This is a genomic window from Marinobacter sp. (assembly GCF_039977835.1).
Classification (GTDB): domain Bacteria; phylum Pseudomonadota; class Gammaproteobacteria; order Pseudomonadales; family Oleiphilaceae; genus Marinobacter.
Genome location: NZ_JBDWCL010000006.1, coordinates 57,597 through 72,445, shown reverse-complemented (window position 1 = coordinate 72,445; position 14,849 = coordinate 57,597). Strand labels below are relative to the sequence as shown.

The following is a 14,849-nucleotide window of genomic DNA, read 5'->3' as shown; positions in this document are numbered from 1 at the left end:
CAGCCGTTACTCGGAGGCTGCAATCAGGCTCGCGTTGCCGCCTGCCGCTGTGGTGTCGACGCACAGGTGACGCTCAATCACGAACCGCTGATCAAGCGTGTGCTCGGTAATCAGCGGCAGCAGTGGGCCATTCCTTTTTGCCAGTGCCTGGCGGTACTCTTTCAACAGGGCCTGTCCGGCGCAGCTCACCGCTGCCTGGAAGCCACGCGCCTGGGCGAGGGCGTCAGGCTCCAGCAGCCCGTCGATACCAACAATCGGCAGGCCCGCCTCGGCGGCATTGCTGACGGTTTCTTCAACACCCGGAGCAATGACAACCACCTTGTTGCCCTGAGACAACGCGGTTGCAGCCTGCTCCAGCGCAGTTTCCTTGTCCGGCCCCAGACAAAGCACCACGCCACGCGCGTGGTTGCTCAGGCGGTTCAGTTCGCCAGTCGGCCCCGGCAGTTCTTCAGCGTGAGCATCCAGCGGCGCGGGAACCTCGCCGAAGATCGGCTTTATCGCTTCCAACCTTGGCTCCGGTGCAGGTGCTTTCATACCCGTTACTTTGCCGATCAGCCCTTCAAGCTTCTTGATGTCCACCTGCTTCGCCCCGGAATCCGCCGGACGCTCAACGGTCTCACCCTTCAGGAAACGACGCACATACTGAGGGCCGCCGGCCTTGGGGCCGGTTCCGGACAGGCCTTCGCCACCGAACGGCTGGGAGCCGACAATGGCACCGATCTGGTTCCGGTTCACATAGGTGTTGCCGACCTTGATCCGGCTGGCAATCTGCTCAACACGGCGATCGACCCGGCTATGAATGCCGAAGGTCAGGCCGTAACCCTTGGCGTTGACGTCGTCCACCACCTTGTTGATGTCCTTGGCCGCGAACGTAGCCACATGCAGAACCGGACCAAAGATCTCTTCTTCCAGCTCCTCGATACCGCTAACGCTGATAACGGCCGGCGAGACATAGTTGCCTTTCTCCGGCACCGGTACCTTCTTCATAAGGCGCCCTTTGGCTTCATACTTGTCGCAGTGCTCGGTGATTTTCTTCCTGGCGGTCTCATCAATTACCGGGCCGACGTCTGTCGAGAGCAGCCACGGGTCACCCACGCCAAGCTCGTCCATGGCACCGTAAAGCATTTCCAGCAGGTGGTCGGCGATGTCTTTCTGCACATAGAGCATACGCAGTGCGGAACAGCGCTGACCGGCACTCTGGAAGGAAGAGGCCAGCACATCCCGAACGACCTGTTCGGGCAGCGCGGTGGAATCCACAATCATGGCGTTCAGCCCGCCCGTTTCAGCCACCAGCGCAGCGTCGGGGGCCATGTTTTCACTCATCTTCCCGTCGATACGCTGGGCCGTTGCCGTGGAACCGGTAAAACATACTCCGGCAACCCGTGAATCAGAGGTCAACGCACCACCTACGGTGGCGCCTGTGCCTGGCAGCAACTGAATGACATCTTTGGGAATGCCCGCCTGGTGCATCAGCTCCACTGCCCGAACCGCCAGCAATGAAGTCTGCTCGGCGGGCTTGGCCAGTACGGTGTTACCCGCCACCAGGTTGGCGAGAATCTGACCGGTGAAGATCGCCAGCGGGAAGTTCCAGGGAGATATGCACACCATCACCCCACGTGAATCGCCGCTGCTCTCATAGCGAATGCCTTCGTTGGCGTAGAACAGGGCAAAATCCACTGCCTCACGGATCTCGGCAACGCCATCCAGCAGCGACTTCCCGGCTTCCCGGGTGGCAAGGGCGAAGAGTTCGTAGGCGTTGTCCTCGTATAGGTCAGCCACGTTGCGAAGACAGTCGGCCCGCTCCTTTGCCGACCGGGCAGACCATGACTTGAAACCTTCCTGAGCTGCGGTAATGGCGATGTCGACGTCTGCCTCGGAGGCCAGGGTCACGTGGCCCACGGTGTCCTCCGGATCGGCAGGATTGCGGACCATCTGCACTTCCGCGCCAGCCAATTCGCCGGCAATGATCGGCCCGCCTTTCCAGCGATGATCGCGAAAAGCGTCACGGCCTTCATCGATTTCCTTCACGGTGACGGGGTCGGTGATATCCCACCCCTTGGAGTTACGTCGCTGCTCGCCAAAGATCCTGAAGGGATGCACGATGGCCTTACTGGAAATGTTGGTCCCCATTTCCCGGACCGAATCCATCGGATCCTTGGCGATCTCCTCCGGCGTGATCCGCTTGTCCACGATCTGGTTCACGAACGAGCTGTTAGCGCCGTTCTCCAGCAGACGGCGAACCAGGTAAGCCAACAGGTCCTTGTGAGGACCCACCGGCGCGTAAATCCGACAGGGCACACCACTGACCTTCAGCACTTCGTTGTGAAGTGACTCGCCCATGCCATGCAGGCGCTGAAACTCGTAATTATCCACGCCCTTGGATTTTGCCAGCTCCAGAATCGCCGAGACGGAATGGGCGTTGTGAGTGGCAAACTGCGGGTAGATTCTGTCTGTCATGTTCAACAGTTTTGTGGCGCAGGACAGGAAGGACACGTCGCTACAGGCCTTGCGGGTAAATACCGGAAAGCCACTCAGGCCCATGACCTGCGCCCGCTTGATTTCGGCATCCCAGTAGGCGCCCTTGACCAGACGCACCATGAAGCGACGGTCGTACTTTTCCGCCAGTCCGTAGAGCCAGTCCAGCGCGAATGCCGAGCGCTTGCCATAGGCCTGCACCACCACACCAAAGCCATCCCAGCCGGCCAGTTCCGGATCGGACACCAGTGCCTCGATGACATCCAGGGAAAGGTCCAACCGGTCCTGTTCCTCGGCATCAATGTTGAAACCCATATTGGCGGCGGCCGCCTTCCTGACCAGCTCTTTCGCCCGGGGCAGCAACTCGTTCATCACCCGCTCTTTGTTGCCATACTCGTAGCGGGCCAGCAGAGCGGACAGTTTGACGGAAATACCCGGATTCTTGCGCACGTCCCCCTTGCAGGCCTTGGCAATACTGTCGATGGCGCTGGAATAGGAGTTGTAATAACGCTTCGCGTCATCGTCGGTGCGGGCAGCCTCGCCCAGCATATCGTAAGAGTAGGTGTAGCCTTTGGCCATGTACTCTTTCGCTTCGTCCTGTGCCTCGTCGATATCACGACCCAGAACGAACTGACGGCCCATTTCCTTCATCGCCTGACCGGCCACGGTACGAATCACCGGCTCACCGAAACGCTTGAGCAGCTTGCGCAGGGTATCACCCACGCTGTGGCGCTCGGAGTCCTTGAGCAGGTTACTGGTCATCAACAACGCCACAGTGGCCGTGTTGATCAGCGGAGACGACGCCCGGCCTACGTGGGTGCCCCAGGCGCCTGAAGTGATCTTGTCTTCAATCAGCTCGTGAATCGTCAGGTTATCGGGTACGCGCAGCAGCGCTTCCGCCAGACACATCAACGCCACACCCTCTTTGGTGGTGAGGCCGTATTCCGCCAGGAATTTTTCCATGATGGTGGACTTGGCGTTCTTGCGGACGCTGCGTACCAGGTCGGCCGCGCGAGCGGAGATTGCGTCGCGCTCGGCCTGGGTCAACTGGGCGCCAGCAATCATCTCACTAATCACCTTGTATTCATCCGCCAGGTAATAACTGCGAATGGCCTGCCGGCTATCGACCAGTGTGGGAGTCTCTGATTGCTGCGGTCTCATGGTTGAACCCTCTCAGTTGTTTGTCTTTCCCGCATTCTACCGGGAACGACAAAGGCTATTTGACTGTAAAAACCAGACAGGCGCGGCTTTAAGGCTTTTTTAATGAATTATAATTTATGTTCTTCCTGTCATATGGTCAGTATTCAGGTGAATTTACTGAACTGACCGGTCAGTCTGCCTGTGCGGCCAGCTCTCGAAGTACGCTGTGAGCCACAGAGAAGACTGCGCAATCAACGTCATTCGCAGCCTGCATGTCTCCGAGCATCCGATGCCAGCGCACCAGTAGCGCCTGCTTGTCGTCGCGCCAGGCTTCCAGCATCTGCTCCGGTGACACCTGCTGGGCGCTGTTTGCCACCGTCGCCGCAGAAAACACACTGGAGGTGAGGTTCCGCAACTGATGATCGAGCTCATCACGATAATGGAGCGTCGCCAGAACCTGCCAGTGGCCGCTGGCCCGGAAGGCACGCATTTGCCGGTCCAGCCAGGTCAGATTAAGGCCTTCCCCGAGGCTGAAATAGACCCAGGCCACCGATTCCAGATCCTGCCCCAGCTGGCGACCAATCTCGATGATGTCCATCAGCCAGTATCGGCTCTCCGCAGAAGCCCCGTAAGCCGCCAGGCCCTCAGGAACACCCTGCTTACAGTACCTATCATAGCGCTCATGCCAGCGGCTTGCAGGAATCACCGACCCCAGACGCTCTGTTGATGACAATACTTCAGCCAGCGGCCCCTGATAGTGCGCAACACAGGAGGCCGGATCGAGATCGCCCCGGCGGTTATGCAGCAGCCAGCTGGTGCTGCGCGTTACCAGGCGGATCACGTCACTGAATAGTTCCGCCTGCACGTCGGGGCTGATCCTGCCATCCAGCGCTTCTACGGCCTTCCACTGAGTCTCTACGTCATGGATCTGCAGGGAGATCAGGTACGCTGCAGCAATCCGCCCGCTTTCGGCACCGGTAGCGTTACGCAGTTTGTCCGCCCAGCTGATGCCCATGCGGTTCACCATGTCATTGGCAATCTGGGTTGCTGAAATTTCCGCACGCAGCGGATGGGTGTCAATCGCCTCGGGAAAGTGCTCCAGTAACGAGCCCGGGAACGCCGAATAGAGCGCATCTATAAAGCGATCATCGTGAACGATTGGCGTGGTCAGCAGCGCCTGTTTGAGTTCGATCTTGGCGTAGGAAATGAGCACCGAAAGCTCCGGTCGAGTGAGGCCCGAGCCCCGTTCCCGCCGCTCCCTGAGTTCCTCATCATCGGGAAGGAACTCGAGAGCCCGGTCGAGCTTCCCTTCAGCTTCGAGCCGCCGCATCAGGCGTTCATACTCGTCCGTTGTGGCCACCGCACCGCTTTGGGCCAGACTCAATGCCATGGCCTGGCGGTAGTTGTTTCGCAGTACCAGCTCCGCCACCTCGGCGGTCATTGCCCGGAGCATCTGGTTGCGTTGGTCCAGCGTCATCTGGCCTCGTCGCACCTGTTCGTTGAGAAGTATCTTGATATTTACTTCATGGTCCGAGCAGTCCACCCCGCCGGCGTTGTCGATGAAATCCGTGTTGGCCGCCCCTCCGGCGCGAGTAAACTCAATCCGGCCGAGTTGGGTAAACCCCAGGTTGCCGCCTTCTCCAAGCACCCGGCACTGCAACTGATGACTATCAATTCTCACGGCGTCATTGGATTTGTCGCCCACGTCTGCGTGGGATTCACTCGCTGCTTTCACATAGGTGCCGATGCCACCATTCCAGAGCATGTCCACCGGGGCTTTCAGCAGTGCCCTGATCAACTCATTGGGTGCAAGGCGGTCAGCTTCTATCCCCAGACAGGCCTGCATCCGGGGTGAAACAGGGATCCACTTGGCAGCCCGGGAAAAGACACCGCCACCCTCACTGATCAGCTTCTCGTCATAATCCGCCCAGCTCGACCCAGGCATGTCGAACAGACGCTTGCGTTCGGCAAAAGAGGCAGCTGCGTCCGGCTCGGGGTCAACAAAGATATGCAGGTGATTGAACGCCCCGACCAGTCGGATACGATCCGACAACAACATGCCGTTACCGAATACATCGCCCCCCATGTCGCCGATACCAACCACGGTGAATTCATCAGCCTGGGTGTTGATGCCCTTTTCCAGGAAGTGGCGTTTGACCGACTCCCAGGCGCCCCTGGCCGTAATCCCCATCTTCTTGTGGTCGTAGCCCTCGCTGCCACCGGAGGCAAACGCGTCTCCCAGCCAGAAGCCGTAGTCATGGGCCAGTCGGTTGGCAATATCGGAGAAGGTTGCGGTGCCCTTGTCAGCGGCCACCACCAGGTAGGTATCGTCGCCATCATGACGGACCACATTGGCCGGTGGTACGACCTTTCCTTCATCCAGATTGTCAGTCAGGTCCAACAGCCCCCGGATGAACGTCTGATAGCAGGTGATACCCTCCTCCCTCAGGGCCTCCCGGGAGCCCTCTTCCGGCGGCTGTTTGACGATGAACCCACCCTTGGCACCGACGGGCACAATCACTGAGTTTTTCACCTGCTGGGCCTTCACCAGCCCGAGAATTTCAGTGCGGTAGTCCTCGCTGCGGTCGGACCAGCGCAGCCCGCCCCTGGCCACCGGACCCGCCCTGAGGTGTACCCCTTCCACCCTGGGTGAGCATACAAACACCTCAAAATGCGGACAGGGTTTCGGGATATCAGGAACCGAGGAAGGGTCCAGCTTGAGCGACAGGTAGCCCTTGAACTCGCCGCTCTCCTGGCGCTGGAAATAGTTTGTTCGCAGGGTTGCCTTGATGAGCACATAAAACCGCCTGAGAATCCGGTCATCATCAAGGCTTGTCACTGCCTCAAGGGCGTCGAGAATGGTACTTTCAATCCGTGCCGCCTCTGCCTCCCGGCGTTCAGCCGCCGCAGCATCGGGGTCGAACCTGGCCCTGAAGAACTTCACCAGCAGCGCGGTGATATCGAGATGTCGCGCCAGGGTATCGGCAATGAACGGCTGGCTGAAACCGAAACGCAGCTGTTTGATATAGCGGGAATAGGCCCGCAGCACGCTGACTTCCCGCCAGCCCAGGCTTGCCGCCATCATCAGCTGGTTGAAGTCATCGTTTTCCGCAAAGCCATTCCAGATTTCGCGAAACCCTTCCTGTAGCAGGGGCTTGGCTTTCTCGATGTCCGCGCCGCGGCAACGGGAATGGAACTCCACGGTAAAATCACTGACTCCGAACTGCTCGCCATCACGCCGGCGAATACGGTACGGATGCTCCCCCAGAACCCTCATGCCAAGGTTCTCCAGAATCGGAATGACATCTGACAGGATCACCGACTTGCCCTGGCTGTAGAGCTTGAAACTGAGTTCCTGCATGCCCTGCTCCGATGGCTGATAGAAGCGCATGGGCACATCGGACGTCAGGGCAATGGACTGAATCTGCTGAATGTCCTCAACCGCATCCTGCACGGAAAATTTGGCCCGGTAGCTGGACGGGAAACCGCCACTGAACATGCTGGCAACCCGCTGTCCGGGCTTATCACCAAGAGCCTCGGCCAGACGCTGCAGCAGTGCATCGTCCCACGACACGGATTCTTCCATCATGGTCGCGACAATTTCACGCAGGTTTCGCGAGTCGTCCGGGTCGTAATCCTCACCCTCAAGGGCATCTGAGAGCTGTTCCAGCAGCGTTTGTTTTTGTCTGGCTTCGGCAGGGGTCATTGATCGTCTCCGCGGATATCAACTGGCACGTGTATGACTGAACACCCCCAGTATAGCCAACTCGCTGAAGGCCCTTTGTCTGTATAGTTTTAAAGTACAGGTATTTTGATTATATTCGTGACCATAAATAGCCGTATATCCAGCCAGGAAATGAAATTATGGTCGAACTGGACAGAATCGATCACTCCATCATCCGCGAATTGCAGAAGCACGCGCGGATCACAGTGACGGAGCTCGCCTCACGGGTGGGGTTGTCGAAGACACCCTGTCAGGTTCGCATGCGGCGCCTTGAAGAACAGGGTTACATCACCGGCTACACCGCGCTGATCAACCAGACCAAACTCGGACAAAGCCACATCGCATTCGCCCAGGTGACCCTGAACGACACCAGCAGCAACGCTCTGACAGCGTTCAACAACGCAGCAAAACAGATTTCGGCAGTGGAGCAATGCCACATGATCGCCGGCAACTTTGACTACCTGCTGAAAGTACGCACCCGTAACATGGCGGAGTACCGACAGGTACTGGGAGAGCAGATATCCGCCCTACCCCATGTATTGCAGACCAGCACATTCGTGGTGATGGAAAACGTCAAGGACGCAGGGATCTGATGAACATCCGTACCCTGGAAACGTTTGTCTGGATCGCCAGGCTGGGTAGCTTCCGTGCCGCCGCCAACAGGGTCTACGCCTCACAACCCTCGGTATCAGCCCGAATTGCCGGCCTGGAAGACCAGCTTGGCATAGAGCTGTTTGATCGTTCAGGCAAGAAGATCACCCTGACTGCCAAGGGCAGGGAATTTCTCGTGTATGCCGAGAAAATGCTGAGTCTGCACGGTGAGATGCTCCAGGCCGTGGCCAAACCATCCTCTATCCAGGGCACCATTCGCCTTGCCGTCTCGGAAACCATTGCCCATACCTGGCTCCCTCAGTTGCTGGAACGTGTAAGCGAAGCCTACCCGGCCATCAACCTTGAGCTGGACGTGGATATCTCGGTCAACCTGGCAGAAAAACTCAAGAACCACGAGATCGATGTGGCCTTTCTCATGGGTGGCGTCAACCAGCCCGGTATCATCAACCGGGACCTGTGCCGCTACTCGCTGACCTGGGTTGCAAGCCCCCAGCTCAACATCCCTGACCAGGCCATGTCCCTGGCTGAGCTCGCCACCTGGCCAATCGTTACCTACCCGAGACAGAGCGAGCCCTACGTTGCCATCCGCTCACTGGTGGACCCGATGAACCATTCCACCCGCATTCACTCCTGCTCGTCGCTTTCAACCATCATCCGCATGACGGTGGATGGCCTTGGGGTCAGCGCCCTTCCCCGGGAAATCCTGCAACGTGAACTGGACACCGGAACCCTGCGGCAATTCGAGGTTGAAGCAACCGTGCCCGACCTCACTTTCATTGCGGCCTACAGGGCCGCGCCAACGAGCAGTGTCGTACATGCCATTGCGGAACTGGCACTGATAACCGCAAAAGAACGCGCGGGACTGGTCGAATAGTCCCCCGCAGAGCGTTGAAAAACATGAGTGATCCATTTTTTCTATCGAAACTGATCCCAAATTTCGATTTGTATTAATCATCACTTCTGCCTTAAATGTAAGAAACTCATCTATTGGGCAGAAACATGACAAGCATCGCTCAGCTGGACGCACACTCTACACCCCAGGCCGTTCGCCAGGCCGCCAGAGAAGGCAGCCTGACAGGGCCAACCTCCGGGCTTGCCAGCGGTTATGTCCAGGTCAACCTGGTCATCCTGCCGGAATCCGAGGCAGCGGGCTTCCTGCGTTTCTGCCAGGCCAACCCCAAGCCATGCCCTTTGCTGGCAGTCAGTGAACCTGGCGCCCGCACTTGCACTCTTCTGGGTCGTGATCTGGACATTGCCCGCGATGTACCAGCCTATCGCATCTACCGCCATGGTCAGGTGAGTGACACCCGTACGGATGTGGCGGACGACTGGCGGGGGGACCTGGTGACTTTTGCTCTTGGTTGCTCCTTCACCTTTGAACATGCCCTGATCAGCGCCGGGCTTCAGGTTCGCCATATAGACGAGGCCAGAAACGTGCCGATGTACAACACCTCTGTACCCCTGACGCCAGCGGGCGGTTTTGGCGGCAACCTGGTTGTCTCGATGCGACCGTTTGTGGCCGCAGACGCCATCCGCGCCATCCAGATCACTACCCGTTACCCGCAGGTCCACGGCTCTCCCGTGCACCTGGGCAATCCCTCACTGATCGGCGTTTCCGATCTGGGCACGCCGGATTACGGCGACTCCGTTTCCGTGGGTGAACATGAAATTCCGGTGTTCTGGGCCTGTGGGGTTACACCGCAGCAGGTCCTGATCGATTCCGGTATCGAATTCGCGATCACCCACAGTCCGGGGCACATGCTGGTCACGGATATTCCTGACAACAGCCTGGCCCTTTTTTAATCAGAACCGAAACGAACCACCCCCGACGAAGACCATGAGGAAAACACTATGAATACAAGAAAAACCCTCGTTTCAGCCTCCCTGATGGGCCTGGCATTGGCCAGTTCACCCACGTTGGCGCAGGAGCCGGACAAAGCCAGCTTTAACTACGTGGGAAGCTGGAGCAGCCTGTCGCTGTACCAGAATTTCGAACGCCCATTCTGGGGAGAACACGTTCCGGAAGCCTCTGATGGCAAGATCACCACCGAAGTCACCACCTTTGACCAGATGGGCCTGGGCGGCGGTGAAGTCTACCGGCTGATGAGCCGTAACGTCATAGAAGTCACATCCACGGTAGCGGATTATGCGGTTGAGGATGCCCCGGAACTGGAAGCCCTGGATATGCCCATGATTGCTCCCGACGTGGAGACCGCCCGCAAGGTGGCAGAAGCCTACCGGCCGGTACTCGCGGATGCCTTCGCACAACGCTACGACGGCGCTCAGCTGCTGGCCGTTGTGCCTTACCCCTCGCAGATGGTGTTCTGCAACGCGGAGATTGACGGCCTGAGTGACCTGAAGGGCATGAAGGTTCGCGCCAGTGGCCGTACCACCGCCGAATTCCTCCAGGCTCTGGGTGCCGAAGGTATCACCCTGAACTTCAGTGAAGTGCCCGGTGCCTTGCAGCGTGGCGTTATCGACTGTGCCGTAACCGGTTCCCTGTCTGGTTACAGCTCTGGCTGGCATGAAGTATCCACCCACCTTTACCCACTGCCTGTGGGCGGCTGGGATCATGTGGTGACTGCCATGAACGGCAAGAAATGGAACTCACTGTCAGAGGAAACCCAGCAGTGGCTGAGCGCTGAAATCAAGGAAAACTACGAAGACCCGGTCTGGGCCTCAGCGGTTGAAGAGACCAAAGAAGGCATCGCATGCCTGACCGGCAATGGCGAATGCTCCCGCGGTGACGCCGGTGACATGACCCTGGTGGAGGCTACCGATAGTGATTTCACTGAGGCTTCTCGCCACCTGGAAGAGACACTGCTGCCAAACTGGGCGCAGCGTGTCGACCAGGAATGGGTTGACCGCTGGAATGAAACTGTAGGTGACGTAACCGGACTGAGTGCGTCCAAGTAATACGCCTCTCACCCATAACGGCGACCGGGGTGATCACACCGCCCCGGTCGGTCTGGAGAACCCTATGTTGCAACAGGTGAACTCGTTTCTCGACCGCGTGCTCGCTGGCGTCAAAGTCGGCTCGCTGTGGTTTGCCCGGGCAGGCGGCGTGATGATCCTGCTGACCGTGGCCCTGGTTACGGTCGAAGTAGCCTCCCGGGTGTTTATGGGTCGTTCAGCGGTCCACGCTACCGAACTGACCGGTTACATCATGGCCATCAGCGCCAGTTGGTCTTTCGCCTACACCCTGATGTGCAAGGCCCATATTCGCATTGATGCCCTGTACCTCACCTTTCCCATGAAAGTGCGCGGGGTGCTTGACCTGGTAGCTCTGCTGGCACTGGCGATGTTCTCAATCCTGGTGGTCGACGCGGTTTTCGGCGTCCTCAGCCACTCCTATAGCGGCGGGTCCACCGCCAACACACCACTGGGCACCCCCTTATGGATGCCACAGGCGCTCTGGTTTGTGGGATTGGTCTGGTTTGGTTTTGCCGTGTCCATAGTTTCCCTCAGAGCCTTCTTCGGCTTGCTCAGCGGCGATACAGAAGGTGTTCAGAAACTGGCGGGCAGCCCAACGCTCGACGAACAGATTGAAGACGAAAACAAGGAAGCACGCTCATGATCATTACCGCGCTGCTGATTCTGATGGTTCTGCTGCTCATGAGTGTTCCTGTGGCCGCCACGCTGATTGCGTTGGCCCTTATTCTTGCAGAGCTGTTTTCACCTTTTCCACTGCTCAATGCGATGGGGGATGTGCTGTGGTCAGCGTCGGACAAATACCTGCTGATCGCCATACCCCTGTTTATCCTGTTGGGGGAGATCCTGGTGCGCACCGGCATTGCCCGTGGCACCTACCGTTCCCTGGAAAGCTGGATGTCCTGGCTGCCGGGCGGCTTACTCCACGCCAACATCGGCACCGCAACCCTGTTCTCCGCTACCTCCGGTTCCAGTGTCGCCACCGCGGCCACCATCGGCACCGTGGCGCTTCCACAGGGCAAAGAGATGGGTTACGACCCCAAGCTGTTCACCGGTTCGATTGCCGCCGGCGGCACCCTGGGCATCATGATTCCGCCGTCGATCAATTTGATCGTGTATGGATTCCTGACCGAAACCTCTATTCCGCAGCTGTTTGCCGCAGGCCTGCTGCCGGGCCTTCTGCTCGCGCTTATGTTCATTGTCGGTACCGCACTGATCTGTATCTGGAAGCCAGCCCTCGGCGGGCCCAGTGTGTCGCACAGCTGGGGCGACCGTTTTTCCGGCCTCAAACACCTGGTGCCGGTACTGACACTGTTCGGAATTGTCGTCGGCTCTATCTATGCCGGCGTGGCAACACCAACCGAAGCGGCCTCTCTCGGCGTGCTGGGCGCACTGGTCATTGCCGTCTTCATGAGAAAACTGTCGGTGCGGGTGATTACCGAAGCACTGGATGGCACCATGAAGACGACGGGCATGATCATGCTGATCATCATTGCCTCCTACTTCCTGAACTTTGTACTGGCCTCAGCCGGCGTCACCCGCGAGTTGACCGCTTTCCTGGAAAATGCCGGTCTTGGCCCCTATTCCACACTGGTGCTGGCCATTTTGCTTTACATCGTTCTCGGCTTCTTCATTGAAACCCTGTCGCTGATGGTTATCACCATTCCCCTTGTCGCCCCGATCCTGATCGGCCTGGGCTTTGATCCGGTGTGGCTCGGCATCCTGATTATCCTGCTGATTGAAATGGCCCTGATTACACCTCCGGTGGGTCTCAATCTCTACGTGGTGCAGGGAGTCCGAAAGGGTGGGCCATTCAGCGACGTGATGAAAGGCGCCATGCCTTACGTTGGCATCATGTTCCTGATGGCCATCGTGCTGGTGCTGTTCCCTCAGGTGGCTACGTTCCTGCCTGAGTTGATGAAGTGATCAAACATTAACCCAATGATCGGAGTGACACAATGACCAACTTCCAGCTTGCTGACAGCCAGGAAACCATTCACGTCGATGTCCGCCAGCTCATCATCGCCGGCTGGGCAGGGCGGGTGCAGTCGGCCATCGATGAACACATCGAAGAGCTGAAGGAAATCGGCGTAACCCCGCCATCCACAACGCCGCTGTTCTATCAAGTCGCCGCCAATCAGCTCACCACGGCTCCGGACATTCAGGTGCTGGGTGAAGCCTCGAGCGGCGAGGTGGAGGTGGTCCTGATCGGCTCCGATCAGGGCACCCTGGTAGGTATCGGTTCGGATCACACCGACCGCGAGGCCGAGGCCTGGTCCGTGGCCCACTCGAAACAGGTCTGCGTCAAACCGGTGAGTTCCCTGGTATGGCGGCTCGATAACGTGATCGACCACTGGGACGAACTGCAGATGGCGTCCTACGCCACCATCGACGGTGAAGAAGTGCTGTACCAGGAAGGCCCGGTCACTGGGCTACTGCACCCTGTGGAACTGTTGCGACGCTTCGGGCTGGACAAAGCCGAACTGGCCCCGGGACAGGCAATGCTGTGCGGCACACTACCGGTGCTCGGTGAGCTGCGCCCGGCACAGGCGTTTCGGATGGTGCTGAAAGATCCGGTGTCAGGCAGCGAACTTCAGCACAAGTACAACATCCACACACTGCCGGTGATAAAATGAACCAGCCAAAAGCACTCGCCCGGCTGCTCGACGAGATGGATAACGGCCAGCAAAAGGCAACGGAGCTGCTGGAAAACTGCTTCGAACGTATCGTCGCAGACGACGATGCCAATGCCCGGATCTACACCAGACGGTTTGATAACACCGCCCGCGCCGAAGCCGATGCCATCGACAGACTGCGTGAGGCCGGGCTGTCCGGCGGACAGCTTGCCGGGCTGCCCATCGCCCTGAAAGCGCTTTTCGACGTCACGGGCGAGATCACCCATTCCGGGTCCCGGGGCTGGCAGGCGCCAGCACAAACCGATGCCCTGATCGTTTCCCGGTTGCGACGTGAAGGCGCTGTTATCACCGGCCACACCAACATGACCGAGTTTGCGTACTCCGGCCTGGGATTGAACCCTCATTACGGCACACCGGACAACCCTCTGGCACCGGGTCGTATTCCCGGTGGCTCGTCTTCCGGCGCCGCAGTGGCGGTGGCCCGGGGAATGGCCTCCGGGGCTATCGGCACCGATACCGGCGGTTCCGTGCGAATTCCCGCGGCGTTCTGTGGGCTGGTGGGTTTCAAGCCGTCCCAGTCCCGTGTTCCACGTGACGGTACCTTCCCGCTGTCGGACAGCCTCGATTCCATCGGCCCAATTGCCCCGACAGTGGATTGCTGCGCCCGTCTCGACGCTGTACTGGCCGGTCGCCAATATCAGCCACTCAGACCGGTTTCGCTGAAGGGTCTGCGCTTTGTTGTGCCTACCGATTACATGCTGGACGATCTGGATAACACGGTTGCACAGGCATTTGCCTGCAGCCTGAACAGTCTGCGCGATGCCGGAGCCCATATTATTGAAGCGCCTGCACCAGCGCTTACCGCAATCCCAGAGCTCATGGAGGGCGGAGGCTTCACCGCAGCAGAAAGCTATTTCGTGCACCGCCAGTCTCTGGCGGACCACGGAGACCAGTACGACCCCCGCGTACGCAGCCGGATCGAACGTGGTGCAGCCATTACAGCCGCAGATTACCTTGAACTTTGCCGCCGCCGACAGCAACGCAAGCAGGAGGCGGACGAATGGCTGCAGGATTACGATGGTCTGCTTGCTCCGACAGTGCCAGTGGTTCCGCCACGATTCGAGGAACTGACGGCGGACGAGGACTACGCCCGCCTGAACCTGCTGATCCTGCGTAACCCCACCGTGGCGAACATGCTGGACCTGTGCTCCATCACCCTCCCCAACCACAAGTCTGGCTACTTGCCAGGCGGGCTGATGCTGACCGGTCGCAACGGCACGGATGACACCCTGTTGCGGCTGGCGAAAGCTGTCGAACAGGTACTGTAACAA

At 58.8% G+C, this 14,849-nt stretch carries 10 protein-coding genes; 8 read left to right on the top strand and 2 right to left on the bottom strand.

The window, feature by feature from the left end; translation table 11 throughout:
- Positions 1-6 precede the first annotated feature (6 nt).
- Together putA and ABJM11_RS02635 are read right to left on the bottom strand one after the other, a co-directional pair.
- The gene (putA, locus tag ABJM11_RS02640; RefSeq protein WP_348294846.1) at positions 7-3,636 is read right to left on the bottom strand and encodes a bifunctional proline dehydrogenase/L-glutamate gamma-semialdehyde dehydrogenase PutA; all 3,630 of its coding nucleotides are present in this window, start codon (positions 3,634-3,636) and stop codon (positions 7-9) included.
- 169 nt (positions 3,637-3,805) lie between these two features.
- Complete coding sequence (locus ABJM11_RS02635) at positions 3,806-7,321, bottom strand: NAD-glutamate dehydrogenase (RefSeq protein ID WP_348294847.1); 3,516 nt, start codon at positions 7,319-7,321, stop codon at positions 3,806-3,808.
- 158 nt (positions 7,322-7,479) lie between these two features.
- Here ABJM11_RS02635 and ABJM11_RS02630 point away from each other — a divergent pair, with 158 nt between their 5' ends.
- The 8 genes from ABJM11_RS02630 (at position 7,480) to ABJM11_RS02595 (ending at position 14,846) form a co-directional block, all read left to right on the top strand.
- Positions 7,480-7,932, top strand: coding sequence for an Lrp/AsnC ligand binding domain-containing protein (locus ABJM11_RS02630; RefSeq protein WP_348294848.1), 453 nt, complete (start codon positions 7,480-7,482; stop codon positions 7,930-7,932).
- Positions 7,932-8,825, top strand: a complete 894-nt coding sequence (locus tag ABJM11_RS02625) for a LysR family transcriptional regulator (protein ID WP_348294849.1) — start codon at positions 7,932-7,934, stop codon at positions 8,823-8,825. The genes ABJM11_RS02630 and ABJM11_RS02625 overlap by 1 nt, the downstream gene beginning before the upstream one ends.
- A gap of 125 nt (positions 8,826-8,950) precedes the next feature.
- On the top strand, positions 8,951-9,754 hold the full coding sequence (locus ABJM11_RS02620) for a putative hydro-lyase (RefSeq protein ID WP_348294850.1): 804 nt from the start codon (positions 8,951-8,953) through the stop codon (positions 9,752-9,754).
- A gap of 48 nt (positions 9,755-9,802) precedes the next feature.
- On the top strand, positions 9,803-10,867 hold the full coding sequence (locus tag ABJM11_RS02615) for a TRAP transporter substrate-binding protein (protein WP_348294851.1): 1,065 nt from the start codon (positions 9,803-9,805) through the stop codon (positions 10,865-10,867).
- A gap of 64 nt (positions 10,868-10,931) precedes the next feature.
- Entirely contained in the window at positions 10,932-11,528 is a 597-nt protein-coding gene (locus tag ABJM11_RS02610) for a TRAP transporter small permease (protein WP_348294852.1), read from the top strand.
- Positions 11,525-12,808, top strand: coding sequence for a TRAP transporter large permease (locus ABJM11_RS02605; protein ID WP_348294853.1), 1,284 nt, complete (start codon positions 11,525-11,527; stop codon positions 12,806-12,808). Before ABJM11_RS02610 ends, ABJM11_RS02605 begins: the two co-directional genes overlap by 4 nt.
- A gap of 32 nt (positions 12,809-12,840) precedes the next feature.
- Positions 12,841-13,518: a DUF2848 domain-containing protein gene (locus ABJM11_RS02600; RefSeq protein WP_348294854.1), complete on the top strand. Its 678-nt coding sequence runs from the start codon at positions 12,841-12,843 to the stop codon at positions 13,516-13,518.
- Positions 13,515-14,846: an amidase gene (locus ABJM11_RS02595; RefSeq protein WP_348294855.1), complete on the top strand. Its 1,332-nt coding sequence runs from the start codon at positions 13,515-13,517 to the stop codon at positions 14,844-14,846. The genes ABJM11_RS02600 and ABJM11_RS02595 overlap by 4 nt, the downstream gene beginning before the upstream one ends.
- Positions 14,847-14,849 lie beyond the last annotated feature (3 nt).